The sequence below is a fragment of the Pseudomonas sp. FSL R10-2964 genome (genome assembly GCF_009600035.1).
In the GTDB taxonomy this organism is placed as follows: Bacteria; Pseudomonadota; Gammaproteobacteria; order Pseudomonadales; family Pseudomonadaceae; genus Aquipseudomonas; species Aquipseudomonas bubulae.
The window spans coordinates 1-26,541 of sequence record NZ_WIWH01000023.1; the positions used below are offsets into that span (position 1 = coordinate 1).

The 26,541-nt window shown below is 59.2% G+C and carries 22 protein-coding genes; all 22 read right to left on the bottom strand.

Features of this window, described 5'->3' with window-relative positions; all coding sequences use genetic code 11:
- Positions 1–286: 286 nt before the first annotated feature.
- The gene (gene nuoN / locus GHN92_RS14265; RefSeq protein WP_095003304.1) at positions 287–1,756 is read right to left on the bottom strand and encodes an NADH-quinone oxidoreductase subunit NuoN; all 1,470 of its coding nucleotides are present in this window, start codon (positions 1,754–1,756) and stop codon (positions 287–289) included.
- 7 nt (positions 1,757–1,763) lie between these two features.
- Positions 1,764–3,296 carry an NADH-quinone oxidoreductase subunit M gene (gene nuoM / locus GHN92_RS14270; protein ID WP_095003303.1) on the bottom strand — a complete coding sequence of 511 codons (1,533 nt, stop codon included), beginning with the start codon at positions 3,294–3,296 and terminating at the stop codon, positions 1,764–1,766.
- A gap of 38 nt (positions 3,297–3,334) precedes the next feature.
- Positions 3,335–5,188: an NADH-quinone oxidoreductase subunit L gene (gene nuoL, locus GHN92_RS14275; RefSeq protein WP_095003302.1), complete on the bottom strand. Its 1,854-nt coding sequence runs from the start codon at positions 5,186–5,188 to the stop codon at positions 3,335–3,337.
- On the bottom strand, positions 5,185–5,493 hold the full coding sequence (gene nuoK / locus GHN92_RS14280; protein WP_019412103.1) for an NADH-quinone oxidoreductase subunit NuoK: 309 nt from the start codon (positions 5,491–5,493) through the stop codon (positions 5,185–5,187). Before nuoK ends, nuoL begins: the two co-directional genes overlap by 4 nt.
- 1 nt (position 5,494) lies before the next feature.
- Positions 5,495–5,998, bottom strand: coding sequence for an NADH-quinone oxidoreductase subunit J (gene nuoJ / locus GHN92_RS14285; protein ID WP_019412102.1), 504 nt, complete (start codon positions 5,996–5,998; stop codon positions 5,495–5,497).
- 9 nt (positions 5,999–6,007) lie between these two features.
- A complete protein-coding gene (gene nuoI / locus GHN92_RS14290; protein ID WP_016780194.1) occupies positions 6,008–6,556 on the bottom strand; it encodes an NADH-quinone oxidoreductase subunit NuoI in 549 nt (182 codons plus the stop codon).
- A 12-nt stretch (positions 6,557–6,568) separates the two neighbouring features.
- Entirely contained in the window at positions 6,569–7,576 is a 1,008-nt protein-coding gene (nuoH, locus tag GHN92_RS14295; protein WP_016780195.1) for an NADH-quinone oxidoreductase subunit NuoH, read from the bottom strand.
- On the bottom strand, positions 7,573–10,287 hold the full coding sequence (gene nuoG / locus GHN92_RS14300; protein ID WP_153380424.1) for an NADH-quinone oxidoreductase subunit NuoG: 2,715 nt from the start codon (positions 10,285–10,287) through the stop codon (positions 7,573–7,575). Before nuoG ends, nuoH begins: the two co-directional genes overlap by 4 nt.
- A gap of 132 nt (positions 10,288–10,419) precedes the next feature.
- Complete coding sequence (gene nuoF, locus GHN92_RS14305) at positions 10,420–11,775, bottom strand: NADH-quinone oxidoreductase subunit NuoF (RefSeq protein ID WP_086796175.1); 1,356 nt, start codon at positions 11,773–11,775, stop codon at positions 10,420–10,422.
- Positions 11,772–12,269 carry an NADH-quinone oxidoreductase subunit NuoE gene (gene nuoE / locus GHN92_RS14310; RefSeq protein WP_088379405.1) on the bottom strand — a complete coding sequence of 166 codons (498 nt, stop codon included), beginning with the start codon at positions 12,267–12,269 and terminating at the stop codon, positions 11,772–11,774. Before nuoE ends, nuoF begins: the two co-directional genes overlap by 4 nt.
- A 2-nt stretch (positions 12,270–12,271) precedes the next feature.
- Positions 12,272–14,056 carry an NADH-quinone oxidoreductase subunit C/D gene (gene nuoC, locus GHN92_RS14315; RefSeq protein ID WP_095003300.1) on the bottom strand — a complete coding sequence of 595 codons (1,785 nt, stop codon included), beginning with the start codon at positions 14,054–14,056 and terminating at the stop codon, positions 12,272–12,274.
- 74 nt (positions 14,057–14,130) lie between these two features.
- Positions 14,131–14,805, bottom strand: coding sequence for an NADH-quinone oxidoreductase subunit B family protein (locus GHN92_RS14320; protein ID WP_016780200.1), 675 nt, complete (start codon positions 14,803–14,805; stop codon positions 14,131–14,133).
- A 10-nt stretch (positions 14,806–14,815) separates the two neighbouring features.
- A complete protein-coding gene (locus GHN92_RS14325) occupies positions 14,816–15,229 on the bottom strand; it encodes an NADH-quinone oxidoreductase subunit A (RefSeq protein ID WP_003446990.1) in 414 nt (137 codons plus the stop codon).
- 635 nt (positions 15,230–15,864) lie between these two features.
- Positions 15,865–17,190: an isocitrate lyase gene (gene aceA, locus GHN92_RS14330; RefSeq protein ID WP_048365296.1), complete on the bottom strand. Its 1,326-nt coding sequence runs from the start codon at positions 17,188–17,190 to the stop codon at positions 15,865–15,867.
- 241 nt (positions 17,191–17,431) lie between these two features.
- Entirely contained in the window at positions 17,432–18,175 is a 744-nt protein-coding gene (locus GHN92_RS14335) for a secretin N-terminal domain-containing protein (protein ID WP_133144934.1), read from the bottom strand.
- A gap of 190 nt (positions 18,176–18,365) precedes the next feature.
- Positions 18,366–18,788: a GNAT family N-acetyltransferase gene (locus tag GHN92_RS14340; protein WP_095003299.1), complete on the bottom strand. Its 423-nt coding sequence runs from the start codon at positions 18,786–18,788 to the stop codon at positions 18,366–18,368.
- A complete protein-coding gene (locus GHN92_RS14345) occupies positions 18,781–19,947 on the bottom strand; it encodes a cupin domain-containing protein (protein WP_095003298.1) in 1,167 nt (388 codons plus the stop codon). Before GHN92_RS14345 ends, GHN92_RS14340 begins: the two co-directional genes overlap by 8 nt.
- 83 nt (positions 19,948–20,030) lie before the next feature.
- Positions 20,031–21,401: an adenylosuccinate lyase gene (gene purB, locus GHN92_RS14350; protein ID WP_016780205.1), complete on the bottom strand. Its 1,371-nt coding sequence runs from the start codon at positions 21,399–21,401 to the stop codon at positions 20,031–20,033.
- A 127-nt stretch (positions 21,402–21,528) separates the two neighbouring features.
- Positions 21,529–22,152 carry a high frequency lysogenization protein HflD gene (gene hflD / locus GHN92_RS14355; RefSeq protein WP_095003297.1) on the bottom strand — a complete coding sequence of 208 codons (624 nt, stop codon included), beginning with the start codon at positions 22,150–22,152 and terminating at the stop codon, positions 21,529–21,531.
- Positions 22,149–23,282 (bottom strand): tRNA 2-thiouridine(34) synthase MnmA, encoded by a 1,134-nt coding sequence (gene mnmA / locus GHN92_RS14360; protein ID WP_153380426.1) that lies wholly within the window; start codon positions 23,280–23,282, stop codon positions 22,149–22,151. Before mnmA ends, hflD begins: the two co-directional genes overlap by 4 nt.
- A 59-nt stretch (positions 23,283–23,341) precedes the next feature.
- A complete protein-coding gene (locus GHN92_RS14365; RefSeq protein ID WP_095003295.1) occupies positions 23,342–23,788 on the bottom strand; it encodes an NUDIX hydrolase in 447 nt (148 codons plus the stop codon).
- A gap of 194 nt (positions 23,789–23,982) precedes the next feature.
- Positions 23,983–26,205 carry an NADP-dependent isocitrate dehydrogenase gene (locus GHN92_RS14370; protein WP_095003294.1) on the bottom strand — a complete coding sequence of 741 codons (2,223 nt, stop codon included), beginning with the start codon at positions 26,203–26,205 and terminating at the stop codon, positions 23,983–23,985.
- Positions 26,206–26,541: the final 336 nt, after the last annotated feature.

Here is a 26,541-nt window from a genome sequence, read left to right on the forward strand (position 1 = left end):
GTTGTTTGGTCATCTGACACCTCGATCTGGCGAGCATTCTCGCCTAAATGGGTGTCCGGTTTCATTAGACCACTACAGATGCTGGATATGTACGCTGTGGGTCAGTTGTTTTGCAACGTTTACTTACCGTAACACCGCGCCGTCTGCATCGCAGGCAAGCCAGCTCCCACAGGTTTAGCGTCGCATAGAAATCCTGAGTATTTACAACTTCCACATGATTTGTGGTGCAACAAAAAACCCCGTGAAGGCCAGGCCTCCACGGGGTTTTGGGTACAGCCGCTAACGCTTAGCCAACCAGGCCCAGGGTTGCCTGTTGCACCAGCTGCAGCATCGGCTGCGGGTAGACACCCAGGAAGAACACCAGTACCGAGACCGCCAGCAGCATCACGCCGCCCGCTTTCTGTTCCCAGTTCAGCGGTGCATCGTGGCGATGCAGTTTCGGCTCGACCAGGTACAGGGTCACCATCACACGCAGGTAGTAGAACACGCCAATGGCGCTACCCAGGATCAGGGAACCCACCAGCCACCATTGGTGAGCTTCAACACCGGTGGCAATGATGTAGAACTTGCCGATAAAGCCGGCGGTCAGCGGGATACCCGCCAGCGACAGCATCATCACGGTCATCACCGCAGTCAGGTACGGACGACGCCAGAACAGGCCGCGGTACTCGTACAGGGCGTCGGCGTCACGGCCTTTGTACGGCGAGGACATCAACGTGATCACACCGAATGCACCCAGGCTGGTCAGCACATAGGTGATCAGGTACACGCCGATGGCTTCCATGGCCATGCCCTTGCTCGCCACCAGGGCGATCAGCAGGTAGCCAAAGTGAGCGATGGACGAGTAACCCAGCAGACGCTTGAGGTTGTTCTGGGTCAGTGCCAGCAAGTTACCGAACAGGATCGAGGCAATCGCGATCACGGTCAGGACATCGCTCATCACACCGGTGGTTGCCGATGGGGTGATCTGGAACAGACGCACCATCACGGCAAACACGGCAACTTTCGACGCGGTAGCCAGGAACGCGGCGACCGGCGCCGGAGCACCTTCGTATACGTCCGGCGTCCACAGGTGGAAAGGCACCAGCGACAGTTTGAAGGCCAGGCCCACCAGCATCATGCCCAGGCCCAGTTGGGCAATGGCGCTAGGAGCGCCAGTGGCCGCCAGGGCGTGACCGATACCGCTGAAGCTCAAGCTGCCGGCTTCGGCGTACAGCAAGGCCATGCCGAACAACAGGAACGCGGAACCGGCTGCCGACAGCACCATGTACTTGATGCCGGCTTCCAGGGAGCGCTTGTTGAAGAAGGCATAGGCCACGAGGCCGTAAACCGGTACCGAGAGCAGTTCCAGACCGATAAACAAACCGGCCAGGTGTTGCGCGCTGACCAGCACAATACCGCCGGTCGCTGCCAGCAGCATCAGCAGGTACAGCTCTTCGCGGTTGCCCGGATAGCCCGTGCCGCCTTCACCCAGGTAGGCGTGCGCCAGGGTGACGCAGGCCAGGGTCGCGACCAGGATCAGGCCGATATACAGATAGGCGAAGTTGTCCATCATCAACAGCGGGGTGACAGCCAGTGGTACAACTTTCAACGCCGGGAAGATCGACAACAGGGCCAGGTTAAGACCCGCCACCGAAAGCAGGAAGGTCTGTGAATGGTTGCGGCGCCACGCGATTGCCAGCATCACCACAACAACGGTGAGGCTGGTAATCAGCAGTGGAGCAAGCGCGATAAAGTGTTGGATCGTGAATTCCATAGCGCTCTTACCGGGCCGAAGCGAGTTGAGTGAAGGCGGTGCCGAGCCATTGCTGCACGCCATGCATGGTCGCAGCGGAGGTATCGAGGAACGGTTGTGGGTACACGCCGATAAACACCAGCAGTACCGCCAGACCGAGCACCATGATCAGTTCACGTGCATCCATACCGGCCAGTACATCGTCCGATTTGGATGGGCCGAAGTAGGCACGGTGAATCATGATCAGCGAGTAGACCGAACCAAACACCAGGCCGGTTGTGGCGATCGCGGTGACCCAAGGGAAGCTGGCAAACGAGCCAATCAGGATCAGGAACTCGCCGACAAAGTTGCCGGTGCCCGGCAAGCCCAGGGACGCCGCCGCGAAGAACAGGCTAATGGCCGGCAGGTAAGCGATCTTGGACCACAAACCACCCATTTCACGCATGTCACGGGTATGCAGACGCTCATACAACTGGCCGCTGAGGATAAACAGCGCAGCTGCCGAAACACCGTGGGCCAACATCTGGATCACGGCGCCTTGCAGGGCCAGCTGGCTGCCGGAGTAGATACCGATCAGCACGAAACCCATATGGGAAACGCTGGAGAACGCGATCAGACGCTTGATATCGGTTTGTGCGAACGCCAGGAAAGCACCGTAGAAAATCCCGATCAGACCCAGGGTCATGGCGATCGGCGCAAACTCGGCCGAGGCATTCGGGAACAGCGGCAAGGCGAAACGCAGCAAACCATACGCAGCGGTCTTCAACAGGATACCGGCCAGGTCCACAGAACCTGCGGTAGGTGCCTGTGCGTGAGCATCCGGCAGCCAGGAGTGGAACGGTACGACCGGCAGCTTCACGGCGAAAGCAATGAAGAAGCCCAGCATCAGGATGTACTCGGTGGTGAGCGACATCTTGGTTTTCAGCAACTCGGCGTAGCTGAAGGTAATCACGCCGGTGTTGTTGAAGTTGACCAGCACCAGACCCAGGATCGCCACCAGCATGATCAGGCCGGAAGCCTGAGTGAAGATGAAGAACTTGGTGGCGGCGTAGATACGGGTTTTCTTGCCGTCCGACGAGCTATGACCCCAGAGCGCGATGAGGAAATACATCGGCACCAGCATCATTTCCCAGAAGAAGAAGAACATGAACAGGTCGATGGCGAGGAACACGCCAACCACACCGCCCAGGATCCACATCAGGTTCAGGTGGAAGAAGCCCACGTGACGCTGAATTTCTTTCCACGAACACAGCACCGACAGCACACCGAGCAAGCCGGTGAGCAGGATCATCAGCAGCGACAGGCCGTCCAGCGCCAGGTGCACGCTGATACCGAAGCGGGCAATCCAGGTGTGCTGGAACTCAAGGGCCCAGGTCGGGTCGGCGCCAGGCGCCGGTGCAAATGAGTAGTTCCCCTGGGACCACAGCCAAAGGCCGAGGGCAAGCTCAAGGGACATGGTCAGCAACGCAATCCAGCGTGGCAGGGTAGAGCCGAAGCGCTCACCCAGCCAGCACAGCAGGCCGCCGATAAAGGGGATCAGGATTAGCCAAGGCAGAATCATGACGGGCTCAATTCCTTTCGCAAAGTCGAAGGTTCATATCAGACCGCTACCAGCACGATGGCGCCCATGACCAGTACAGCACCGGCGGCCATGGATGCAGCGTACCAACGCAGTTGACCGGTTTCGCTGCGGCTCAGGGCGTTATGCCCGGCCTTGGCCATCTTCGGGATCAAACCAATGGTCTGGTCCAGAGGATCTTTGGCCAGCAAGCGGCAGATCAACAGGTACGGTTTGACGAACAGTTTGTCGTACAGCCAGTCGAAGCCCCAGGCAGCGAACCACCAGGCTGACAGGAAGCGACCGATGCCGCTGTTGGCGACGGCGCTTACAAAGCGACGCTTGCCCAGGTACAGCAGGGCAGCCAGCAGGATACCGGCCAGGGCGATGGCACCCGAGGCGATTTCCAGGCTGTGCTTGGCTTCACCGCCAGCATGGCCAACGCTTTGTGGCAGTACACCGGCCAGTGGCGGGGTGATCATGGCGCCGATAAAAGTCGACAGTACGATCAGCACGCTCAGTGGCAGCCAGTAGGTCACGCCGTGGCCTGCATGGGCTTCAGTCTTGGCTTCACCGTGGAACGTGACGAAGATCAGGCGGAAGGTGTACAGCGAGGTCATGAACGCACCGACCAGACCGGCATACAACAGTTCGTTGTTACCGCTGGCGAAGGCTTCCCAGAGGATTTCGTCCTTGGAGTAGAAACCGGCCGTCAGCAATGGCAAGGCAGACAGCGCCGCGCCACCGACGATAAAGCTGGCGTAGGCCAATGGCAGTTTTTTCCACAGGCCGCCCATCTTGAAGATGTTCTGCTCGTGATGGCAGGCAACGATGACCGCACCGGAGGCAAGGAACAGCAGCGCCTTGAAGAAGGCGTGGGTCATCAGGTGGAAGATCGCGCCGTCCCAGGCACCCACGCCCAATGCCAGGAACATGTAGCCGATCTGGCTCATGGTCGAGTAGGCAAGGATACGTTTGATGTCGGTTTGTACCAGTGCGGCGAAACCGGCCAGTACCAGGGTCACACCGCCGACGATGCCCACCAGGTGCAGCACTTCAGGTGCCAGGGTGAACAGGCCGTGGGTACGGGCAATCAGGTACACACCGGCGGTTACCATGGTTGCGGCGTGGATCAGTGCCGAAACCGGGGTAGGGCCGGCCATCGCGTCTGCCAGCCAGGTTTGCAGCGGCAGTTGCGCGGATTTACCGACAGCACCACCCAGCAGCATCAGGGTTGCCAGCACGATCCAGAAATCACCGGCCTGGAACTTCTGCGGTGCCAGCACCAGCAGTTCCTTGATGTTCAGCGTGCCCAGTTGCTGGAACAGGATAAACAGGCCGATGGCCAGGAACACGTCGCCGACACGGGTCACGATAAAGGCTTTGAGTGCCGCGTTGCCGTTGTTGCGGTTGCTGTAGTAGAAACCGATCAACAGGTACGAGCACAGGCCCACGCCTTCCCAGCCGAAGTACACGAACAGCAGGTTATCGGCCAGGATCAGGAACAGCATGCTGGCGATAAACAGGTTGGTGTAGGCAAAGAAACGCGAGTAGCCGTCTTCACCGCGCATGTACCACGAGGCGAAGACATGGATCAGAAAGCCCACGCCGACCACGACACCGAGCATGGTGACCGACAGGCCGTCCAGGTGCAGGGCGAAGTTGGGCTTGAAGCCTTCTACCGAGATCCACTGCCACAGTACCTGGGTGTACTCGCCGCCCGGTGGTGGTGCGACATTGAATTGCCAGATCACAAACGCGGCCACGATGGCCGACAGGCCAATGGAGCCGACGCCGATCAGCGCCGAGAGGTTTTCGCTGAAGCGTCCACGGGAGAACGACAGCAGCAAAAAGCCGATCAGGGGGAATACGAAAGTCAGAAAGAGAAGGTTCATCCGCGCATCTCACTGGCAGCATCGATATCAAGCGTATGGAAGCGGCGATACAGCTGCAGCAGGATCGCCAGGCCGATACTGGCCTCGGCGGCTGCCAGGGTGATCACCAGGATGAACATGACCTGTCCATCCGGCTGCGCCCAGCGTGCACCGGCAACGATGAAGGCCAGAGCAGCGGCGTTCATCATGATTTCCAGACTCATCAATACGAAGAGAATGTTGCGACGTACCATCAGGCCAACCAGACCGAGGCAGAACAGGATGCCGGCAACGGCCAAACCATGTTCGAGAGGTATTCCTGGCATGTTATTGCTCCTTCGCCTCAGTGCGGCCCAAGTGGAACGCCGTCACAGCTGCAGCAAGCAGCAGCATCGAGGCGAGTTCGACCACCAGCAGATACGGACCGAACAGGCTGATGCCCACGGCTTTTGCATCGATGGTGGTTTGACCGATTGCCGCACCGCTCGGGTGAGCGAACAGCACGTACAGCAATTCGGCCAGCAGGATGGCGGACAGAATGCTCGGCCCGATCCAGATGCCCGGCTTGAGCCAGTGGCGTTCTTGCGTCACCGAGGCGGGGCCCTGGTTGAGCATCATCACCACGAACACAAACAGCACCATGATGGCACCGGCGTAGGCGATCACTTCGAGCACACCGGCAAAGGGTGCGCCCAGGCTAAAGAACGTCATCGCCACGGCAATCAGCGAAATAATCAGGTAGAGCAGGGCGTGCACAGGGTTGGTGTTGGTGATCACGCGTAGCGTGGACACGACAGCGACACCCGATGCGAAATAGAAAGCGAATTCCATCGTTCTTCCTTAAGGCAGCAAGCTCTTCACGTTGATCGGCTCGGCTTCGTTCTGGGCAGCGCCTTTCGGCTTGCCTTCCACGGCCATACCCGCAACACGATAGAAGTTGTAATCAGGGTTCTTACCGGGACCGGAGATCAGCAGATCTTCTTTCTCGTACACCAGATCCTGACGTTTGAACTCGGCCATCTCGAAATCCGGTGTCAGCTGGATCGCGGTGGTCGGGCAGGCTTCCTCACACAGGCCGCAAAAAATGCAGCGTGAGAAGTTGATGCGGAAGAACTCCGGGTACCAACGGCCATCTTCGGTTTCGGCTTTTTGCAGCGAGATGCAGCCGACCGGGCACGCCACGGCGCACAGGTTGCAGGCTACACAGCGCTCTTCGCCGTCCGGGTCGCGGGTCAGGACAATCCGGCCACGGTAGCGCGGCGGCAAGTACACCGGTTCTTCCGGATACTGCAGCGTGTCACGCTTGCGGAAGGCATGGCCAAACACCATCACCAAGCTGCGAAGCTGGGTGTAGGTGCCATGCACGATGTCAAACAGATACTTGAACATGGGTCTCTATCCTCACTGAACCGCGCCGGCAGGCGTGTTCAACAACACGACTGCGGCGGTCACCAGCAGATTGATCAGGGTCAGCGGCAGGCAGAACTTCCAGCTGAAGTCCATCACTTGGTCATACCGTGGGCGCGGAATGGAAGCGCGCAGCAGGATGAAGATCATGATGAAAAACGCGGTCTTCAGAGCGAACCAGATAAACGGAATCTGGGGCAGCAGACCGAAAGGTCCGTGCCAGCCACCGAAGAACAAAGTCACCAGCAACGCCGAGATCAACACGATCCCGATGTACTCACCCACGAAGAACATGCCCCATTTCATGCCGGCGTATTCAATGTGGTAACCATCGGCCAGTTCCTGTTCCGCTTCCGGCTGGTCGAAGGGGTGACGGTGAGTCACGGCCACGCCAGCGATAAAGAAGGTCAGGAAACCGAAGATCTGCGGGATGATGAACCACAGGTTCTGCGCTTGATATTCAACGATGTCGCGCATGTTGAACGAGCCAACCTGCACCACGATGCCCATCAGCGCCAGGCCCATGAACACTTCGTAGGACACGGTTTGCGCCGAGGCACGCAAGGCACCCAGAAGGGCGAACTTGTTGTTGCTCGACCAGCCGGCGAACAGCACCGCATAGACCGACAGACCGGCCATGGCGAAGAAGAACAGGATACCGACGTTCAGATCCGCCACGCCCCAGGTCGGGGTGATCGGGATAATCGCAAAGGCGATCAGCAAGGCACTCATGGCCACAACCGGCGCCAGGGTGAAAATCGCCTTGTCGGCAAACGGTGGGGTCCAGTCTTCCTTGAAGAACATCTTGATCATGTCGGCTGCGATCTGGAACGCACCGAACGGGCCCACGCGGTTCGGACCGTAACGGTCCTGCCACAGGGCCAGCAGGCGACGTTCAACCCAGCTCAGCAGCGCGCCGCACACCACTACGGCGAGCAGGATTACCACGGCTTTGACCACCGAGATAATCACGTCGATCACTTCAGGCGTAAACCAGGTCATTGGGCTGCCTCCTGCAAACCGTCAACGGTAAGGCCAAAGATCGCTGGCGGGATACCGGCCAGGCCTGCTGGCAGTGCTACCAGGCCTGCACCCAGCTCTTCATTGATACGCAGTGGCAGACGTAGGGTCACACCGGCAACGTTGAGGCTGAGCAGGGCGCCATCGTTGACACCCAGGCGGTCGGCTTCGGATTTGGCCAGTGCGATATAAGCGGCTGGAATGCGTTCTTGCACCGGTGCGGCTTTCGAAGAGTTCTCTTCGCTGCCCAGCAGATGGTAGAACGGCACGACTTGCCAGGTGCCGCGAGCCGGGTTGAACGCGCCCGGAATGCTGGCGAACCAATTCAGCGAGTCGCCCTTGCTTTCGATCAGGCGGATGCCCGGGTCGCCCGCACGGATATGACCACCCACTTCGTCCTGGAACTTGTTCCAGGCTTGTGGCGAGTTCCAGCCCGGCGACCAGGCGAACGGCACTTGTTGGCGCGGTTCGACGGAGCCCGAGTAACCTTCCATGGAGAAGGCGAATGCGGTGTCCGGGTCTTGCGGGGTGCGCGGTTCGTGCACGCTGATATTGGCGCGCATGGCAGTACGGCCGCTGTAGCGCAAAGGTTCGCGCGCCAGCTTCATGCCTTTGATACGGAATGCTGCCGACGGTGCCGCATCAACGATGCCGGCCAGTTCTGGCGTGCTTGCCGCTGTTTGCTGTGTCACGTGATCGAGCAGGGTCCAGTCAACCGCCTTGTTCAGCAGGGTGCTGCGCAGGGCGTGCAACCAGCGCCAGCCTTCGTGGATCAAGTTGCTCGAATCGAGGTAGCGCGGCTCGAACACCTGGAAGAAGCGTTGGGCACGACCTTCCTGACTCACCAACGTACCGTCGCCTTCAGCAAAGCTTGCCGCTGGCAGAACCAGATCGGCACGGTCGGTGGTTGCGGTCTTCTGATGATCGGCAACGATCACCACTTTGGCCGCGTCCAGTGCTGCGTTGACCTTGACCGCATCGACACGGGTAAACAGATCGTTTTCCAGTACCACGATGGCGTCTGCTTTACCGTCGATCACTGCTTGCAATGCAGCGTCTACCGATTCGCCGCCGAGCATGGCCAGACCGAGGCTGTTGGCTTCCGGCACGACCAGGCTGATGGAGCCGGCTTTCTCACGCAGGTGCAGCGCCTTGGCGATGTTACCTGCGGCTTCGATCAGGGCCTTGGAGCCCAGCGAGGTACCGGCAATGATCAATGGGCGTTTGGCTGCAAGCAGGGCGTCGGCGATGCGTTTGGCCAGCTCCAGGGCTTCAGCGTCCAGGCCGGCAACGGCAGGGGCGCTGGCGTCGATGGCGTGAGCCACGGCGAAACCGATACGGGCCAGGTCATCCGGCGCAGCGTGTACGCATTCTTCAGCCACGTCGTCGAGCTTGGTTTCAGCCAGGCTGGCAATAAACAGCGGGTTCAGCGCGTGCTGACCGATGTTTTTCACCGCAGCGTCGAGCCACGGCTGAACGCGCATGGCGTCGGCCATTTCTTCAGCTTTGCCCTTGACCGACTGACGCAGCGACAGCGCCATACGGGCGGCGGTCTGGGTCAGGTCTTCACCCAGTACGAAGATGGCGTCGTGATCTTCGATCTCGCGCATGTTCGGGACGGGCAGCGGGCTGTCTTTCAAGACTTGCAGCACCAGGCGGATGCGCTCCAGCTCACCGGCTTCGATACCCGAGTAGAAGTGCTCGGCACCGACCAGCTCGCGCAACGCGTAGTTGCTTTCGAGGCAGGCGCGCGGCGATCCGATACCGACGATGTTACGACCGCGCAACAGATCGGCGGCTTTATCCAGTGCAGCGTCAACGCTCAGTTTGCTGCCGTCGGCCAACAATGGCTGACGTGGGCGGTCGGTGCGGTTGACGTAGCCATAGCCAAAACGGCCACGGTCACACAGGAAGTACTGGTTAACCGAACCGTTGAAACGGTTTTCGATGCGACGCAGTTCACCGTAACGCTCGCCCGGGCTGATGTTGCAGCCGCTGGAACAACCGTGGCAGATGCTTGGTGCAAACTGCATGTCCCATTTGCGGTTGTAACGCTCGGAGTGAGTTTTGTCGGTGAACACACCGGTCGGGCAGACTTCTGTGAGGTTGCCCGAGAACTCGCTTTCGAGCACGCCGTCTTCAACGCGACCGAAGTACACGTTGTCGTGGGCGCCGAATACACCGAGGTCAGTGCCGCCCGCGTAGTCTTTATAGAAACGCACACAGCGATAGCAGGCGATGCAGCGGTTCATTTCGTGGGAAATGAACGGGCCGAGTTCCTGGTTCTGGTGAGTACGCTTGGTGAAGCGATAACGGCGCTCGTTGTGGCCGGTCATCACGGTCATGTCTTGCAGATGGCAGTGGCCGCCCTCTTCGCACACAGGACAGTCGTGCGGGTGGTTGGTCATCAGCCATTCAACAACGCTGGCGCGAAACACTTTCGCTTCTTCGTCGTCGATGGAAATCCAGCTACCGTCGGTGGCCGGAGTCATGCATGACATGACGATACGACCACGCTTGTCGTTCTCGTCGGTGTACTGCTTGACGGCGCATTGGCGGCAGGCGCCAACACTGCCCAGGGCAGGGTGCCAGCAGAAATACGGGATATCGAGGCCCAGCGACAGACATGCCTGTAACAGGTTGTCTGCCCCATCGACTTCGAGATCTTTGCCGTCTACGTGGATAGTGGCCATGGTTCAAAGGTCTTCGTTGGCCCGGTGTCAGCGGGCGTGGCTAATGGAATCTTGTTATGCGTTCGAAGCAACCCAGCCTTACGGCGTTATCGAACGATCAGAAGGGGGCACGGACCCCCTTCATTCAGAGCGTTACGCGCCGATAACAATCGGGCGTGCCAGAGGTGGAACACCGGGTTTTGCTTGCGCAATACCGGCTTCGAACTCTGGACGGAAGTACTTGATCGCGCTGCCCAACGGTTCCACGGCGCCCGGTGCGTGAGCACAGAACGTCTTGCCAGGGCCGAGGAAACCGACCAGACCCAGCAGGGTCTCGATATCGCCAGGCTGACCTTCGCCGTGTTCGATCGCCATCAGCAGCTTGACGCTCCACGGCAGACCATCACGGCAAGGGGTGCAGAAGCCGCACGACTCACGGGCAAAGAACTGTTCCATGTTGCGCAGCAAGGAGACCATGTTGACGCTGTCGTCCACGGCCATGGCCAGGCCAGTACCCATACGGGTGCCAACCTTGGCGATGCCGCCGGCATACATTTGTGCGTCCAGGTGCTCGGGCAACAGGAAGCCGGTACCGGCGCCGCCTGGCTGCCAGCACTTGAGCTTGAAGCCGTCGCGCATGCCGCCGGCGTAGTCTTCGAACAGCTCGCGAGCGGTCACGCCGAATGGCAGTTCCCACAGGCCAGGGTTCTTCACTTTGCCGGAGAAGCCCATCAGCTTGGTGCCGTGGTCTTCGCTGCCTTCGCGGGCGAGGGATTTGTACCAGTCAACGCCGTTGCCGATGATGGCCGGTACGTTGCACAGGGTTTCCACGTTGTTCACGCAGGTCGGCTTGCCCCATACGCCCACAGCGGCCGGGAACGGCGGCTTGGAGCGCGGGTTGGCGCGACGGCCTTCGAGGGAGTTGATCAGTGCGGTTTCTTCACCGCAGATGTAACGCCCGGCGCCGGTGTGCACGAACAGTTCGAAGTCGAAACCCGAACCGAGGATATTCTTGCCCAGCAGGCCGGCTGCCTTGGCTTCTTCGACGGCACGGCGCAGATGCACCGCTGCAGTGGTGTATTCGCCACGCAGGAAGATATAGCCGCGGTAGGTTTTCAGTGCGCGGGCACTGATCAGCATGCCTTCGATCAGCAGATGGGGCAGTTGCTCCATCAGCATGCGGTCTTTCCAGGTGTTGGGTTCCATTTCATCGGCGTTACACAACAGGTAACGGATGTTCATGGATTCGTCTTTGGGCATCAGCCCCCACTTCACACCCGTCGGGAAGCCGGCACCGCCGCGACCCTTGAGGCCGGCGTCTTTCACGGTCTGGACGATATCGTCCTGGGCCATGTCGGCGAAGGCCTTGCGCGCAGCGGCGTAGCCGTCCTTGGCCTGGTACTCGTCAAGCCATACCGGCTCGCCGTCGTCACGCAGACGCCAGGTCAGGGGGTGGGTTTCTGCCGAACGCTTGATCAGGTTGGCAGGGCCGAAAGAAGTCAGGCTCATGGGTAGGCCTCCAACAACGTGGCGACGCCAGCAGGCTGCACGTCACCGAATGTGTCGTCGTCGATCATCAACGCCGGCGCCTTGTCGCAGTTGCCCAGGCAGCACACCGGCAGCAGCGTAAAGCGGCCGTCCGGGGTGGTCTGACCGAGGCCGATGCCCAGCTTGTTCTGGATTTCGCCGACCACGGATTCGTGGCCACCGATGTAGCAGACCATGCTGTCGCACACGCGGATGATGTGGCGGCCGACCGGCTGACGGAAGATCTGGCTGTAGAACGTAGCCACGCCTTCAACGTCGCTGGCAGGGATGCCCAGCAGTTCGCCGATGGCGTAAATCGCGCCGTCCGGCACCCAGCCGCGTTCCTTCTGAACGATCTTCAGGGCTTCGATCGACGCCGCGCGCGGGTCTTCGTAGTGATGCATCTCATGCTCGATGGCCGAGCGCTCGGTTTCGCTCAGGGCGAAACGGTCTGTCTGGATAAGCGTGCTGTTCATGCTTAGCGGTCCACGTCGGCCATAACGAAATCGATACTACCCAGGTACGCAATCAAGTCCGCGACCATTTCACCTTTGATCACCGAAGGGATCTGTTGCAGGTGCGGGAAGCTTGGGGTGCGAATCCGGGTGCGGTAGCTCATGGTGCCGCCATCGCTCGTCAGGTAATAACTGTTGATGCCCTTGGTCGCTTCGATCATCTGGAAGGATTCGTTGGCCGGCATCACCGGGCCCCACGAAACTTGCAGGAAGTGCGTGATCAAGGTCTCGATATGCTGCAGCGTGCGTTCTTTAGGCGGCGGTGTGGTCAGCGGGTGATCCGCCTTGTACGGGCCGGCCGGCATGTTGCGCATGCACTGCTCGATGATTTTCAGGCTCTGGCGCATTTCTTCGACGCGCACGATGCAACGATCGTAGGCATCGCCGTTGGCTGCCAGCGGGACTTCGAATTCGAAGTTCTCGTAGCCGGAATACGGGCGCGCCTTGCGGATATCGAAGTCACAACCGGTGGAGCGCAGGCCGGCACCGGTGACGCCCCATTCCAGGGCCTCTTTGGTGTTGTAGGCGGCAACGCCGATGGTACGACCACGCAGGATGCTGTTGTCCAGAGCAGCTTTCTGGTACTCGTCCAGACGCTTGGGCATCCAGTCGATGAACTCCTTGACCAGGCGATCCCAGCCGTTCGGCAGGTCGTGGGCAACGCCGCCGATGCGGTACCAGGCCGGGTGCAGACGGAAACCGGTGATGGCCTCGATCACCTTGTAAGCGCGCTGACGGTCGGTGAACGTGAAGAACACCGGGGTCATGGCGCCCACGTCCTGGATATAGGTACCCAGGAACAGCAGGTGGCTGGTGATACGGAAGAATTCGGCCATCATGATGCGGATGGTGTCGACCCGGTCAGGCACTTTGATACCGGCCAGCTTCTCGACCGAGAGCACGTACGGCAGGTTGTTCATCACGCCGCCGAGGTAGTCGATACGGTCGGTGTACGGGATGAAGCTGTGCCAGGACTGGCGTTCGGCCATTTTCTCGGCGCCACGGTGGTGGTAACCGACGTCAGGCACGCAGTCGACGATCTCTTCACCGTCCAGCTGCAGGATGATGCGGAAGGCACCGTGAGCCGAAGGGTGGTTCGGCCCCAGGTTGAGGAACATGTAGTCCTCGTTTTCACCGGAGCGTTTCATGCCCCAGTCTTCCGGGCGGAAGCGCGCGGCTTCCTCTTCCAGCTGCACCTTGGCCAGGGTCAGGCTGTACGGATCGAACTCGGTAGCACGGGCCGGGAAGTCCTTGCGCAGCGGGTGACCTTCCCAGGTCGGCGGCATCATGATGCGCGACAGGTGCGGGTGGCCTTTGAAATCGATGCCGAACATGTCCCAGACTTCACGCTCGTACCAGTTGGCGTTCGGCCAGATACCGGTCACGGTAGGGACACTCAGGTCTTTTTCAGACAGGGCCACCTTGATCATGACGTCGCTGTTACGTTCCAGCGACATCAGGTGGTAGAAGACGGTGAAGTCTGCACCCGATGGCAGGCCCTGACGCTTGGTACGCAGACGTTCGTCCACACCGTGCAGGTCATAGAGCATGACGTAGGGTTTTGGCAGGTTGCGCAGGAAGGTCAGTACTTCGACCAGTTTTGCGCGGCTAACCCAAAGCACCGGCATGCCGGTGCGCGTGGCCTGGGCGGTGAACGCCTCAGGGCCAAAACGGGTGTTGAGTTCGACAACCACATCTTGGTCGTCAGCCTTGTAAGGCGGGATGTACAGAGCGGAGCCTGCAGTCATGGTTTTTTATCGCTTTCGGTCAACGTAAAGAATGAAGCCAGTGATTCGTTCTATTGAGTAGAAACGGCGCTGGATCAGACTTCGTCGGGGCTGCGCAGGTTGGTTACCTGAATACGCTGTTCGCGGCGCTGTTCCTTTTGCGATGGCATCTCGGCGCGGTACACGCCTTGTTCGCCAACGACCCAGGAAAGTGGGCGACGCTCCTGGCCAATCGACTCTTGCAAGAGCATCAAGCCTTGCAGAAAAGCCTCAGGGCGGGGCGGGCAGCCGGGTACGTAAACGTCCACAGGCAAGAACTTGTCGACCCCTTGAACCACGGAGTAGATGTCGTACATGCCACCGGAGTTGGCGCACGAACCCATGGAAATGACCCATTTAGGTTCAAGCATTTGCTCGTAGAGACGCTGGATGATCGGCGCCATCTTGATAAAGCAGGTCCCGGCAATAACCATGAAATCCGCCTGACGCGGCGAAGCCCGGATAACCTCGGCGCCAAAGCGCGCGATGTCGTGGGGCGCCGTGAAGGCGGTGGTCATTTCCACATAGCAGCACGACAGGCCGAAGTTGTACGGCCACAGGGAATTTTTACGTCCCCAGTTGACCGTGCCGTTCAGCACGTCTTCGAGCTTGCCCATGAAAATGTTTTTGTGGACTTGATCTTCTAACGGATCGGCAACGGTTTCCCGTGTGCCGATCGGGTATTGCTCGTTAGGAGCATCCGGGTCGATCCTGGTGAGTTCGTATTGCATCGCCAAAGCCTCATTGTTTCAGCTTGGCCTGCCGCTTACGACGAGCTTCCGGTGCCCAATCAAGAGCACCCACCCGAAATAGGTAGACAAGGCCTGCCAACAGAATTGCTATGAAAACGAGAGCTTCGACGAATCCGGTCCAGCCGCTTTCGCGAACAGACACAGACCAGGCAAAGAGAAAGAGGGCTTCGATATCGAAGATCACGAACAGCATCGCGACCAGATAGAATTTGGCTGAGAGCCGCAAGCGGGCGCCACCGGTAGGTAGCATGCCGGACTCGAACGGTTCATTTTTGCTGCGACCCCAGGCTTTTGACCCAAGGAGGCTGGAGACGCCAAGCATGAAGGCACAGAGGCCGACAACGCCGAGAAGGAAAATGGCAAAGCCCCAGTTGTGGGCTATGAGTCCTGTCGCTTCGGGCATGCTGGAAATCCTTAACAGAGAGCAAAGGTCTCTGAGCTAGAAAAGGTGATAAAGCAGTGACGTTATGTCGCAGTGCTATTGATTGCCGGGATTTTATGGCTAAACACCCAGCAAGTAAATTTTCTAAGATGAATTAATTCAGTCCTTTAGTTGTAGAACCTCCATCAATGTCTATGCAGGCCTTGAACTGTGGGCGTTACAGCGTTTTTCAGTGTTTGTTTTTCAGTGTTCATGTATTCAACAAAAGCAACTCGTAATGATAATTAATATCGTTTGAGTGGTTATTTGTTGTGTCGCTATGTCGCAGGCTTGTAGAACTTGGCTTATATAAGCGCTGTTAGCAAGTTTGGAACTTGGCTTTTTAACCCGGTCTGGCGATCGAAGCATGGATCTGGGTCAGTGTTTTGTCGGATGGGCAGGGCAGCGGGATGTCTTTCTGTGGGAGCGGGCTTGCTCGCGATGCTGATAACTCGGTCCTCCAGGCAGGCGCGGTGATGCCATCGCGAGCAAGCCCGCTCCCACAGGGGAGGGGTGAACAAGTCGCCGGGCAAAAAACGCCCCGAACCAGTCGGGGCGTCATGGGCATGGCATTGCGTTTGTTCTTTACAGGCTGGGCAATGGCCGTGGTTCCATTATCAGTGGAACTGTTCTTCTTCTGTAGAGCCGGTCAGGGCGGTAACCGAAGACGAACCACCCTGGATCACGGTGGTCATGTCGTCGAAGTAGCCAGTGCCCACTTCCTGCTGGTGCGCCACAAAGGTGTAGCCTTTGGCTGCGTCAGCAAATTCCTGCTCTTGCAGTTTCACGTAGGCGGTCATGTCGTTGCGGGCGTAGTCGTGCGCCAGGTTGAACATGCTGTGCCACATGTTGTGGATACCCGCCAGGGTGATGAACTGGTGTTTGTAGCCCATTGCCGACAGCTCGCGCTGGAATTTGGCGATGGTCGCGTCGTCCAGGTTTTTCTTCCAGTTGAAGGAAGGCGAGCAGTTGTACGACAGCAACTGGTCCGGGTATTCCTTTTTGATTGCTTCGGCAAAGCGACGCGCTTCTTCCAGATCCGGCTTGGCGGTTTCGCACCAGATCAGGTCGGCATACGGCGCGTAAGCCAGGCCACGGGCAATGGCTTGATCAAGGCCGGCACGTACTTTATAGAAGCCTTCCTTGGTGCGCTCGCCAGTCACGAATGGCTGGTCGTACGGGTCGCAATCGGAAGTCAGCAGGTCAGCCGCGTTGGCGTCGGTACGAGCCAGAATGATGGTCGGCGTACCGGCAACGTCAGCTGCCAGACGTGCTGCTGTCAGTTTTTGCACAGCTTCCTGGGTCGGAACCAGTACCTTGCCGCCCATGTGACCGCATTTTTTCACCGAGGCCAGCTGGTCTTCGAAGTGAACGCCTGCAGCGCCCGCTTCGATCATGCTTTTCATCAGCTCGTAAGCGTTGAGTACGCCGCCGAAACCGGCTTCAGCGTCAGCCACGATCGGTGCGAAGTAGTCGATATAACCCTGGTCGCCCGGGTTTTTACCGGCTTTCCACTGAATCTGGTCGGCACGACGGAATGAGTTGTTGATGCGCTTGACCACGGTTGGAACGGAGTCCACCGGGTACAGCGACTGATCCGGGTACATGGATTCGGCAGAGTTGTTGTCTGCCGCCACTTGCCAACCCGACAGGTAGATAGCCTGGATACCGGCTTTAACCTGTTGTACCGCTTGGCCCCCGGTCAGGGCGCCCATGCAGTTGACGAAATCTTTCTCAGGACGGAAGGACGGGTGTGCGCCCTGTGTCACCAGTTTCCACAGCTTGTCGGCACCCATTTTTGCAAAGGTGTGCTCGGGTTGAACCGAGCCGCGCAGGCGGACCACGTCAGCAGCGGAGTAATCGCGAGTCACGCCTTTCCAGCGTGGGTTTTCGGCCCAGTCTTTCTCAAGGGCTGCAATTTGCTGTTCGCGTGTCAGTGCCATGGTGATAAACCTCGTCGCATAGGTCTGGGTTGAAAAATGGTTGCTCCACCAGGCACACAACACTGTTGTTTGTATAAGTGCGTGAATGGCGGCTCGCTACGGGCAGTACAGGCCCCAGGGCCTTTGCGGGGCCTCTGATCAGCGGGAGCGGGGCCATCATGCCTTTGCATTTTTGAGGCGTCAAATGTTTTGTAGTGCTTTTTTTATAACACTACATAATTTGCGAAAAACGACTCGTCGGTCAGTTTTGGCCCTTTTGGTCGAGTACATCGACTTTGACCCGAATGGTCATGTCATCCCGGCTTTGCGTAGAGTAGCTGCGGGTTTGCGGCGGATTGTCAGTCTGGTTAAGAGCGTTGTTGCCCGCCACGGTTATCCATTGCCCCAGAGGGCCGCTGACTTGTGTGTCGGTACTTTGCGTGTTCACTACATCGGGTTGCTCCTGGCTCATGCGATCGCGAGTCGTACTGATCGCCAGGTGTACCGTTTCACCTGTGACGCTGGCGGTGACGTAAAAACCCCGGGTGACGTTGCGGTAGTCGGTCTGGGTGAGCAAGCGGCCGTAGGCGTCGGTCTGGGTGCTGGTCAGCGGTACGCTCTGGCCGGTCTGGATAAATGCCGGGGTGCCTTCGCTGGTCTGGATTTGCTGGGTGCCGCCGTCGCGGCTGGCGGTGCTGATCACCCGGGTGTCCGGATCATTAGTGGCCAGGTTGTTGTCACTGGTATCGACCGTGATCAGCAGGCGCCGGGCGGGTGTGTCGAGTTGCGCAAGCAGGTCTTCGAGGTTCTGGATTTTCGAGGCGCCTGCCTCGACGATCAGTTGGTTGCCATAGGCGCTGACTTTGCCGTTTTTGCCGATAAAGTTCTGCGCGATGGGCAGCAAATCGGCGCTGGTGCGGTTTTGCAGGGTGATGACGCGGGTGTCGGCGATCGCGCTGAAGCTAGCGATCAGCAGCAGGCCAGCGATGAAGGGGCGTAGGGACATGTCCATTATCTCCGCAATGCTTGAAAGGGCTGGGTCTGAGTGTGCCAGATAGCAAAACGCCCTGCGATCCGGGGATGGCAGGGCGTTTTGCAAAACTGCTGTGGGAGCGAGCCTGCTCGCGAAATTCTCAAGAGTGCCGCGCTAGCAGCCTTCGCGAGCAGGCTCGCTCCCACAGAGATCGGCGTGGCAGTTAGCTCACCCGCACCATATCAACGTGGGGAATCCCTGCTTCGAGGAATTCATCGCTGACGATCTTGAAGCCAAGGCGCTCGTAGAAGGGTGTGGCATGCACTTGGGCACTGAGCATTTGTTGCTTGAGGCCACGTTTTTCGGCTTCAAGAATCGTGGCCTGCATCAGTGCGTCGCCAACCTTCAGGCCGCGCCAGTCCTTGAGAACCGATACGCGGCCGATATGGCCGTCCGGCAGGAGCCGGGCGGTACCAATCGGGAAGTCGCCTTCATAGGCCAGAAAATGCACGGCATCGGCATCGTCTGCATCCCACTCCAGTTCTGGAGGTACAGATTGTTCGGCAATAAATACCGCCTCACGAATGCGTCGAAGTTCGGCGTTGTCCTTTTGCCAGTCGGCGACACGTACGTGAATGCTATTCATCAGCGAACCCCAGGCTTCCTTGTTTAACCAGCTCGCAGAGCAGGTTGCGTCCATCTTCATCGGCCAGCCATGTGCCGAGGTTGTCACTGTGCAGCGCGTCGGCGGCACAGATCATTTTCAGCAGTTCGCGCAGCTTGCCCGGCAGCAGGCGGCTTTGGCCGCTGGCGAACAACAACAGGTCGTCATCGACCTCGGACCATGCCAGGCGTGCGCTCGGGTTGCGGATCAGGATTGCGCCCTGTTCCAGGCTACCCAGCAGGTCTTCTTCTTCGAGTTCAGGGCCGACCACGAGTTCCGGATAACGTGGCTCGGTCATGAACTGGCCGAACCAGGTCAGCAGCATGCGCTCGTCGCTCATGTGCTCGGTCAGCAGGCTCTTGAGGCGATCAAGGGCGTCGTGCTGGATCTGGTGCGGGTCGCTGACCGGTTGCGCGTCAGCGTCGGTGTAGCGATCTTCGTCCGGCAGGTACTGGCTGAGGAAGTCGGTGAAGTGGGTCAGTACTTCAGCGGCGCTCGGTGCACGGAAGCCCACCGAGTAGGTCAGGCAGTCGTCTACGGCTACGCCACAGTGGGCCAGGCGCGGTGGCAGGTAGAGCATGTCGCCGGGCTCAAGGGTCCACTCGTCGGTGGCCTGGAAATCAGCGAGGATACGCAGGTCCGCGTGCTCCAGCAGCTTGCTGTCGGAGTCGCACATCTGGCCGATCTGCCAGTGACGCTTGCCATGACCCTGCAGCAGGAACACGTCGTAGTTGTCGAAGTGCGGACCAACACTGCCACCTGGGGCGGCGTAGCTGATCATCACGTCGTCGATACGCCAGCTCGGCAGGAAGCGGAAGTTTTCCAGCAGTTCATTGACTTCAGGCACGAACTGATCAACGGCCTGCACCAGCAGAGTCCACTCGCGCTCTGGCAGTTTGCCGAATTCGTCTTCGGCGAACGGACCGCGGCGCAGTTCCCATGGGCGCTCGCCGTGTTCGATGATCAGGCGCGATTCGACTTCTTCTTCAAGGGCCAGACCGGCCAGTTCGTCGGCGTCGATCGGGCTTTCGAAGTCAGGAATTGCCTGGCGCACCAGCAGCGGTTTTTTCTGCCAGTAGTCGCGCATGAACTCGCGCGCAGTGATGCCGCCCAGAAGTTGAAGAGGAATGTCAGGATTCATGTGTAACCTATTGAAAAATTGCACTTTGTAATCGGGAATAAAAACGCCCGGCACGGCCGGGCGTTAATAGGTCGTTGCAGCGATCAGATGCGCTTGGCTTGCTCGACGGCGTTGCCAATGTAGTTGGCCGGAGTCAGCAGCTTCAGCTCGGCTTTGGCCGCTTCCGGCATTTCAAGGCCGTCGATGAAAGTTTGCAGTGCTTCAGGGCTGATGCCCTTGCCGCGGGTCAGCTCTTTGAGCTTTTCGTACGGGTTTTCGATGTTGTAACGACGCATCACGGTCTGGATCGGCTCGGCCAGGACTTCCCAGCAGGCGTCCAGGTCAGCAGCGATTTTCTGTGCATTCAGTTCAAGCTTGCTGATGCCCTTGAGGCTGGCTTCGTACGCGATCACGCTGTGAGCAAAGCCCACGCCGAGGTTGCGCAGTACGGTGGAGTCGGTCAGGTCGCGCTGCCAGCGGGAGATTGGCAATTTGCTGGCCAGGTGCTGGAACAGGGCGTTGGCGATACCCAGGTTGCCTTCGGAGTTTTCGAAGTCGATCGGGTTGACCTTGTGCGGCATGGTCGAAGAACCGATTTCGCCGGCAATGGTGCGCTGCTTGAAGTAGCCCAGGGAGATGTAGCCCCAGATATCGCGATCGAAGTCGATCAGGATGGTGTTGAAGCGGGCGATGGCGTCGAACAGCTCGGCAATGTAGTCGTGCGGCTCGATCTGGGTGGTGTACGGGTTGAAACCCAGGCCCAGCTCGTCTTCGATAAAGGCGCGGGCGTTTTCTTCCCAGTCGATCTGCGGGTAGGCCGACAGGTGGGCGTTGTAGTTGCCCACGGCGCCGTTGATCTTGCCCAGCAACGGTACAGCAGCGACTTGAGCGATTTGACGCTCCAGACGGTAGACCACGTTGGCCAGCTCTTTGCCCAGGGTGGTCGGCGAAGCCGGTTGACCGTGGGTGCGGGACAGCATGGGTACGTCGGCGAACTTGATCGCCAGTTCGCGGATGGCTTCTGCGGTTTGACGCATCAGCGGCAGCATCACGTCATCACGACCTTCACGCAGCATCAGGGCGTGGGACAGGTTGTTGATGTCCTCGCTGGTGCAGGCAAAGTGGATGAACTCACTGACGTTGGCCAGTTCAGGCAGCTTGGCGGCCTGTTCTTTGAGCAGGTACTCAATGGCTTTGACGTCGTGGTTGGTGGTGCGCTCGATCTCTTTGACGCGTTCGGCGTGCTCAAGAGAGAAGTTCTCGGCCAGTTCATTCAGAACGGCGTTGGCTTCGGCAGAGAAGGCCGGGACTTCAGGGATGGCAGCGTGGGCGGCCAGGCGCTGGAGCCAGCGAACTTCAACCAGAACGCGAGCACGGATCAAGCCGTATTCGCTGAAAATTGGGCGCAGGGCCTGGGTTTTGCCGGCGTAGCGGCCGTCAACAGGGGAAACCGCAGTGAGCGAAGAGAGCTTCATGGGGTGTTCTCGGACAGTCGGGCAACGAAATGGGGCGCGTATCATACATGAAAAAACGGCCGGTCCGTTGCCAAGTGACCGGCGTCATACGCGTATCGATTTTAAATTCTGTGCCTGCCGGCGTGTTTCAGTTGCCGCGCAGCATCGGGTAAAGCTCTTTGAGCAGCTTGCGTCGGCTGATGACCAGCTGCCAGCGGTGGCCGCCCAATTGGCGCCACAGCCTTGCGCAGCGGATACCGGCCAGCAGCAGGGCGCGAATTTTTGCCGCGTTGTTCGGTTGTTGCAGGTTGCGCATGTCGCCGTGCACCTGGATACGCTGGCGCAGGGTGCTCAGGGTGTCCTGGTACAACGCGCCACAGGCGGCCACCACGTTTTCATGGGCCGGGCCGAAATGCTCGACCTGGGACTGGATCTGCGGCAGGCGCTTGCCGATCAGCTCCAGCATGTCGTCCCGCTTGGCCAGTTGGCGCTCAAGGCCGAGCATCGACAGTGCGTAACGCAGGGGCTCGCGCTGCAGGGTGTTGGGATCGCGCTCAAGAGCACCGATCAGGGCACGATAGCCTTCGCGCAGGTTGATGTCGTCGCCGCCAAAGACTTCCAGGGTGTCCTTGGGGTCACGCACCAGCAGGCTGCCGAGCATGCAGCTCAGGTCGGCTTCGCTGACCTGGCCGGTCTTGGCAATTTTATCCACCAGCACCGCGGCCAGAAATACGCCGCCGAGGGCTACCAGTTGCTCCTGAGTGGCGTTCATGGGCGTTTGCCCTTGCTCGACCAGGGCTCGGCCACTTCTATCACGCCGCCGCCCAGGCAGACTTCGCCGTCGTAGAACACCACGGACTGGCCGGGGGTGACCGCGCGTTGCGGGTCGTCGAAGGTGGCGCGGTAGCCGTTGGCGGTTTTTTCCAGGGTGCAGGGCTGATCGCTCTGACGATAGCGAACCTTGGCCGTCAGGCGCAGCGGGGTGCTCAGGTCGATCGGATTGACCCAGTAGATCTCGGAGGCGAGCAGGGCGCCGGAGAACAGCCACGGGTGGTCGTTGCCCTGGCCGACGATCAGCTCGTTGTGCTCCAGATCCTTGACCAGCACGTACCACGGCTCGTCGCTGGCGTCCTTGAGGCCGCCAATGCCCAGGCCCTGGCGCTGACCGATGGTGTGGTACATCAGGCCATGATGGCGGCCGATCACTTCACCTTCTGTGGTCTTGATCTCGCCCGGCTGTGCCGGCAGGTATTGCTTGAGGAAGTCGTTGAAGCGGCGTTCGCCGATAAAGCAGATCCCGGTGGAGTCTTTTTTCTTCGCGGTGGCCAGATCGTGTTTTTCCGCAATGCGTCGCACTTCCGGTTTTTCCAGCTCGCCTACCGGGAACAGGGTGCGGGCGATCTGTTCGCCGCCGACGGCGTGCAGGAAGTAGCTCTGGTCTTTGTTCGGGTCCAGGCCCTTGAGCAGCTCGGTACGGCCGTCAATGTCGCGACGGCGCACATAGTGGCCGGTAGCAATCAGGTCGGCGCCCAGCATCAGGGCGTAGTCCAGGAAAGCCTTGAACTTGATTTCGCGGTTGCACAGGATGTCCGGGTTCGGCGTGCGACCGGCCTTGTATTCGGCCAGGAAGTGCTCGAACACGTTGTCCCAGTACTCGGCGGCAAAGTTGGCGGTGTGCAGCTTGATGCCGATTTTGTCGCACACGGCCTGGGCGTCTGCCAGATCATCCATGGCGGTGCAGTAATCCGTTCCGTCGTCTTCCTCCCAGTTCTTCATGAACAGGCCTTCCACCTGGTAGCCCTGCTCCATAAGCAGAACGGCGGAAACGGAAGAGTCGACACCGCCGGACATGCCGACGATGACGCGCTGTTTTTCGGGGGCGACTAGGGCTGGATCACGCATAAGGATTCAATGAGTGTCTTGAAAAAGGACGCGATTCTAGCAGGCCCGAGCGCTCAAGGCTAAACCGAAGGGCGGATTAACGTCAGGTCGAACAGTTTGCCGCCCAGATAATCATCGATGCACTGCAGGGTCAGCTCGCTGCGCCAGCGTTCGCGCTGTGCAAGCAGTTCGTCGCGAGTCAGCCACAGCGGGCCAATGATGCCGGTGTCCAGCTGGTAGTCGGGGTGGTGCTTGAGCGCCTTGCCGGCAAAGCAGATGCGCTGGTAGGTCACGCCGTTGCTGGGAGCGGTGTAGAGGTAAATGCCGATCACACCGGTCAGTTCGACGTCATAGCCGGTTTCTTCGAGGGTTTCGCGGATGGCGGCCTCGATCAGGCTTTCGTCGGGGTCCAGATGACCGGCCGGTTGATTGAGCACGGCGCGGTCGCGCTTGAGTTCTTCGACCATCAGGAAGCGGCCATTGTCTTCGACGACAGTGGCGACGGTGATGTGGGGTTTCCATTCCATGGGGTGGGTCTCGGTTTATAGGTGGATGCATATCCCCTGTGGGAGCGGGCTTGCTCGCGATGCAGGCGCTTCGGTCTGTGCTTTTTACGCGGTGATGCTATCGCGGGCAAGCCCGCTCCCACCGGGTTTGTGTAGGCCGTAAAAACACAAACCCCGGCGTCGTGGGCCGGGGTCTGTGGTGTTGCCTGTTGCCCTTACACCGAAGCGATGATCGCGTTCAGTGTGGCGCTAGGGCGCATTACTTTGCTTACCTTGTCGGCATCGGCGTGGTAGTAACCACCGATATCGACCGGCTTGCCCTGCACGGCGTTGAGTTCGGCAACGATTTTTGCCTCGTTCTCGGCCATGGCTTTTGCTACTGGAGCAAATTGGGCTTGCAGCTCTTTGTCTTCAGTCTGGGCAGCCAGGGCTTGTGCCCAGTACAGCGCCAGGTAGAAGTGGCTACCGCGGTTGTCGATGTTGCCGACTTTGCGCGATGGCGATTTGTTGTTGTCGAGGAACTGACCGGTAGCCTGGTCCAGGGTCTTGGCCAACACCAACGCTTTCGGGTTGTTGTAGGTTGTGCCCAGGTGCTCCAGGGAAGCCGCCAGTGCCAGGAACTCACCCAGCGAGTCCCAGCGCAGGAAGTTTTCTTCCAGCAACTGTTGAACGTGCTTCGGGGCCGAGCCGCCGGCGCCGGTTTCGAACAGGCCGCCGCCATTCATCAGCGGTACGATCGACAGCATTTTGGCGCTGGTGCCCAGTTCCATGATCGGGAACAGGTCGGTCAGGTAGTCACGCAGCACGTTGCCGGTTACCGAGATGGTATCCAGGCCAGCGCGGGTGCGCTCCAGGGTGAACTTCATGGCCTCTACCGGCGCCATGATGCGAATGTCCAGGCCGCTGGTGTCGTGATCTTTCAGGTAGGTTTCAACCTTTTTGATCATTTCGGCGTCGTGGCTACGCTTTGGATCGAGCCAGAACACGGCCGGAGTGTTGCTGGCGCGGGCACGGTTGACGGCCAGCTTGACCCAGTCGCGGATCGGCGCGTCTTTGGCCTGGCACATGCGCCAGATATCGCCTTCCTCGACGTTCTGTTCCATCAGCACGTTGCCGTTGCTGTCAGTTACCCGCACAACGCCCGGGGTCTTGATCTGGAAAGTCTTGTCGTGGGAACCGTACTCTTCGGCTTTTTGCGCCATCAGGCCAACGTTTGGCACGCTGCCCATGGTGGTCGGATCGAAGGCGCCGTGTTTCTTGCAGTCTTCGATGGTGGCCTGGTAGATGGTGGCGTAGCAGCGATCCGGGATCACGGCCTTGGTGTCTTGCAGCTGGCCTTCGGTGTTCCACATCTTGCCGGAATCACGAATCATGGCCGGCATCGAGGCGTCGACGATTACGTCGCTCGGCACGTGCAGGTTGGTGATGCCTTTGTCGGAGTTGACCATGGCCAGCGCAGGGCGGTTGGCGTACACGGCTTCGATGTCGGCTTCGATTTCAGCCTGCTTCTCGGCTGGCAGCGCCTTGATGCGGGCGTACAGGTCGCCGATACCGTTGTTCAGGTTGAAACCGATTTCTTTGAGGACGTCAGCGTGTTTTTCCAGCGCATCCTTGTAGAACTCGGCCACGATCTGGCCAAACATGATCGGGTCGGAAACCTTCATCATGGTGGCTTTCAGGTGAACCGAGAACAGTACGCCCTGCTTTTTGGCGTCTTCGATTTCGGCCGCTACGAACTCGCGCAGGGCTTTTTTGCTCATGACCGAGCAATCGATGATCTCACCAGCCTGGACGGCGGTTTTTTCTTTCAGGACGGTGGTGGTGCCGTCTTGAGCGATCAGTTCGATTTTAACGCTGCCCGGTGCTTCGATCAGGGCGGCTTTTTCGCTGCCGTAGAAGTCGCCTTCGCTCATGTGAGCAACGTGGGACTTGGAGTCTGCAGCCCAGGCGCCCATTTTGTGCGGGTGCTTGCGCGCGTAGTTCTTGACCGACAGCGGTGCGCGGCGGTCGGAGTTGCCTTCGCGCAGTACCGGGTTTACGGCACTGCCCATCACTTTGCTGTAACGCGCCTTGATTTCTTTTTCAGCGTCAGTGGTGACGGTTTCCGGGTAGTCCGGGATGTTGAAGCCCTGCGCTTGCAGTTCTTTGATCGCGGCCTGCAACTGCGGGACCGAGGCGCTGATATTGGGCAGCTTGATGATGTTGGCTTCAGGGGTAACGGCCAGGGCGCCCAGTTCGGCGAGGTGGTCTGCTACAGCCTTGTCACCCAATTGCTCGGGGAAGCTTGAGAGGATGCGGCCAGCCAGAGAGATGTCGCGCGTTTCAACGGCGATATCGGCGCTGGCGGTAAACGCCTCGATGATAGGCAGCAGTGAATAGGTGGCGAGCGCCGGAGCTTCGTCGGTGAAGGTATAGATGATCTTCGAACGGTTGGGCATTTCGGATTAACTCTCTTCTTTGCTGAGCGTGCTCAGATACTCGAGATGCGCAGGGTAGGCGCTTTCGTTCACAGTGAACAATGAGCCGAAAGTCGAGGTTCTTCGCGGTGATGTGAATGCATCAGTAGAGCGTCAAGCGGTCGGGCCGGGGTAACGGCCCAGCCTTTCTAGGCCTGAAAGACTCATTCCAGCATGTGTTTGCAGGTGACTCCATGGTCACCGGCGCAGTATACATAGGTCACCAAGGTTGCTGCGAGGGGGGCGGCCTAACACGAATCATCCATTGGTCTAAGTCCCTGCGGCAAAATGCCCTGATTTTTCGCGGTTTGCCCCGTG